This is a genomic window from Mycobacterium sp. E1747, from assembly GCF_001667775.1.
In the GTDB taxonomy this organism is placed as follows: Bacteria; Actinomycetota; Actinomycetes; order Mycobacteriales; family Mycobacteriaceae; genus Mycobacterium.
The window spans coordinates 1-2,839 of record NZ_LZJI01000044.1 but is presented as its reverse complement, the minus strand read 5'-3'; the positions used below and the strand labels follow the sequence as shown (position 1 = coordinate 2,839).

Sequence of the window (2,839 nt, the reverse complement as noted above, 5' to 3'; positions counted from 1 at the left end):
TCGCCGGCGCGGTGGCAGACACCGAACCCATGGACATGCTGGGGCTGGAGCCGGCGGCGGGCCGCGACGCCGAGCAGCCCGCCAGCAATGCGGCCGCGGCCAGCGCGGCCGCCGAGAGTTTCGTAAGCATCATGCCCAGGGATAGGGCGGCGCGTTACACCGCTCAGGCGGGCTGGTCGGGACGCGGAGGCGCGAACACCTCGATGACTCCGTCGACCTCGCGAACCATTAACGGCGGCAACGGCTTCGGGGCGATGGGCAACTGATGGGTGAGCACCTGCCCGCTCGGCGAGAAGGACGTCGAGTGACACGGGCAGCGCAGCGTGTCGTCGGGCGCGTCGAACCACAACCGGCACCCCTGGTGAGTGCACACCCCGGAGACGGCCTGCGGCTTGCCGTCGACACGGCGCACGAATCCGCTGACCGAACCGAGATCGAACGGGTGCATGACCCCGTCGGGCACCTGCGAGCTGGCCGCCACCCGCTGCCAGGTTCCGGCATTCGGCATGAGCGGCGCGTTGTCGGCTGCCGGCCCGCCACCGGTTTGACCGCTGGTCACGGCCCGGTCGATCGACACCGCGGTGACCGCGGCGGCCGCGGCGGCGGACGTGCCGACGATAACCTGTCGGCGGGTGCTGCTGCGCTTGGGCTCCGCTTCCCCTCGGGCGCCGGACATCTGTTCGGCGATGCGGCGATGCAGATCGTCGAGGAACTCCGGGCGTGGCGCTTCGCCCCTGCGCCCCGCCGCGCGCAGTTCGATCGCCGTGCGCAGCTGCGCCGCCTCGAAGTCGTCGGGGGCGAACGGCCTGGGCCGCCGACCCCGCAACAGGTCGTCGACGTATCGGCGTAACCCCCGGGCGTTCATGGCGCGCCCCCCTCGTTCACCTGCGCCGCCAGCCGCAGCGCGCGATGCTGTAGCACCTTGGCGTTGGCGACGCTGACCCCGAGCTCCGCCGCCGAGTCCTTGATCGAATGGCCTTGCAGGAAGCGCAATTCCAGGATGTGCCGGTAACGGTCCGGGAGGTTGTCCAGGACCAGGGCGACACGCTGGGGCGCCGTGCTGATCGCCTCCTCGCTCTCCGGTGGTTGTTCGATGTCGTCGATCGAGGTTATCTCCCGGCCCAGCGTCTCCCGCCAATGCGCGGCCAGCACCGTTCGCGCCGTGACCCGCAGGTAGGCGCGCACCTCGCCGACACTCGCGGTCAGCCGCAGCGGTCGCAGCGCGGCGAGGAAGACCTCGGCGGTGAGGTCCTCGGCGTCGGCCCGGTTGCCGACCCGCGCGAACAGCGTGCGGTATACCCAGGACGCGTTGTCGGAGTACACCGCTTCCCAATCGGGATAGCCATCGTCAAAGCCGCTGGCGGGCACCGCCCGCAGCGGCCGTTTGACGGGTTCGTTTCCTGCCGCCACGTGCCTCCTCCACCCGATGAATATCGAGCCGGGTTACACCGGATATCACGGTGCGGCGAGCGAGGTTTGTTCACTGAGCAGCTCGTCGAGTTTGGCGGCGGTGGCCGAGAACACCGACTTGGCGATGCCCAGCATCCGTTCGCGAACCCGGGGCTTCGCCGACGCCGGCGGCAGCAGGTGGCCGATCAGGTGACCGAACAGATCCAGGCGTGCCGCGGACATCCATTCGGTCAGGTCCGGGTCGTCGAGCCAGCGCAACTGATTGGCGTAGTCGGCCCGCGCCACCCGCAGCCAGTCCGTGTCGGTGTCGGGGTGCGGCAACGGGACGCACAGCTCGTTCTTCACCGCGTCGTCGTGGTACGCGGCTTCGACGTGGGCGGTCAGCGCGGCACTGAAGATCTGCTGGCAGCCGCGGACGGCCTGCAGCGTGATCTGGGCCGGGCCGAAAATTGGTGTGGCGGGCCGCTTCTCGGCGCCATCGGCGGTGCAGTCGATGTACAGGGCCTGGCCGCCGCGCGTCACCGTACCGCCGTCGAGGACCATCCGGTCAGCGTCGACGCGCTGCAGGTGGCCCATCCGGACCACGTCGCCGATGCGCCGGAGCTGATCGAGTTCCAGCCGGGTGACGGTCGCGCAGCGATACATCGTCGGCCGGACCTCCGGGTCGATGCGCAGCAGCAGGCCGGCGTCCTCTTGCCGCGCGAACAGGTCCTCGATCGTTGTCGCGTCCCGGATGGCCCGCAGCTGCGCGGTGAAGCTGTTCTTGATGACGTGGGCGAACAACGACCCCGGCTGCATCGTCGCGCGATCCAGCAGCCACGAGTCGCGGGGCATGATCCAGGTCAGCCGGTCCGGCGCGATGCCCTGGCCGAGCAGCCACAGGCAGGTGTCGATGCCGGTCTTGCCCGCCCCGACGATCACGTAACGCTCGTGGGCGCCGAGCCTCGGCAGGTCACCCGGGGGCACGCAGGTGACGCCGGGCGCGACGGCGTAGGGCGGCGGGCGCATGGCCGGCACCGTGACGCGCATGTAGGTGGCGTCGACGATGCGGCGCGCCACGCTGACGGTGTAATCGTCGCCCGCGAGCGTGGTGAAGCGGCCTTTAGCGTCTTCCTGGCCCTGATATTCGCTCATCGGGAAGTAGGCGATCCGCCCGCTGGCCAACAACTGCCGGTGCAGCACGTGGTCGTAGTAGGCGCACACCTCCCCGGCGCTCGCCAACTCGTAAAGGCCCTGATTCCAACCGATTCGGTCGATGGAGTCGCTGCCCAGCGGCAGCGAGTTGACACCGTAGAAGGCCGACGGCTGATGCAGGCGGACGAACGGGTAGGCCATGGTCCAGTGCCCGCCCGGCTGGTGGTTGCGGTCGACCAGCACCACGCGGGCGTCCGTCCCTGACGTCTCCGTGACCAGCGTGTCGACGAACGCC

The 2,839-nt window shown here is 69.9% G+C and carries 3 protein-coding genes; all 3 read right to left on the bottom strand.

Annotated elements, in window-relative coordinates; translation table 11 throughout:
• Positions 1 to 163: 163 nt before the first annotated feature.
• Positions 164 to 865 carry a Rieske (2Fe-2S) protein gene (locus A5695_RS03780; protein WP_068078366.1) on the bottom strand — a complete coding sequence of 234 codons (702 nt, stop codon included), beginning with the start codon at positions 863 to 865 and terminating at the stop codon, positions 164 to 166.
• Complete coding sequence (locus A5695_RS03775; protein WP_068078363.1) at positions 862 to 1,410, bottom strand: RNA polymerase sigma factor; 549 nt, start codon at positions 1,408 to 1,410, stop codon at positions 862 to 864. Before A5695_RS03775 ends, A5695_RS03780 begins: the two co-directional genes overlap by 4 nt.
• A 45-nt stretch (positions 1,411 to 1,455) precedes the next feature.
• A partial coding sequence (locus A5695_RS03770) for a hypothetical protein (protein ID WP_068078361.1) occupies positions 1,456 to 2,839 on the bottom strand: 1,384 nt, incomplete at its 5' end.

What these genes read in the sequence shown, in the direction of transcription:
- A5695_RS03780 (WP_068078366.1), bottom strand. Translation starts at nt 865, where the DNA reads ATGAACGCCCGGGGGTTACGCCGATACGTCGACGACCTGTTGCGGGGT.